Here is a 509-nt window from a genome sequence, read left to right as displayed (position 1 = left end):
CCCCGGCTGTTCCCCTCGCCTATCAGCTGCGCGACTGGATGCCGGAGGACGGCGGCCGGCTCACCGACACGATCTACGAACCCTACGCGCTCCAGTCGATCGACATTCCCCGCGCAAAGCCGCATCCGACGCCGCTCGTGCAGTCAGCCGCCATGGCCGCCATCGCGCCGCCAAAACCTTCCTATCGGCCGCTTCTTCCTGATGCGATCATCGACGAGGGCCTGCTGTCGGACGCCCAGCTCGAAAGCGTCATCTATGCCGGCGAAGCCCATTGCGGCCATCTCGCCGGCACCTGGACGGTTGACGACACCTGCGATGCCGTCTCGGCCGCGCCAGAAGGGGCTGCGAACGCTGTCCGCTTCCGCCGTGGATGGTTTTTGGGCGATGGAACCGGCTGCGGCAAGGGACGGCAAGTCGCAGGCATCATCCTCGACAATTGGCTGCAGGGGCGCCGCCGTGCGATCTGGATTTCCAAGTCGGACAAATTGCTTGAGGACGCTCAGCGAGAT

The 509-nt window shown here is 65.2% G+C and carries 1 protein-coding gene; it reads left to right on the top strand.

Going from position 1 to position 509, the window contains the following annotated elements; all coding sequences use genetic code 11:
• A partial coding sequence (locus EN935_RS39790; protein ID WP_206534730.1) for a strawberry notch-like NTP hydrolase domain-containing protein occupies positions 1-509 on the top strand: 509 nt, incomplete at both ends.

It is taken from the genome of Mesorhizobium sp. M7D.F.Ca.US.004.03.1.1, from assembly GCF_003998635.1.
In the GTDB taxonomy this organism is placed as follows: domain Bacteria; phylum Pseudomonadota; class Alphaproteobacteria; order Rhizobiales; family Rhizobiaceae; genus Mesorhizobium; species Mesorhizobium loti.
Note: the sequence above shows the minus strand (reverse complement) of the source record. Positions and strands in the feature narration are given on the sequence as shown.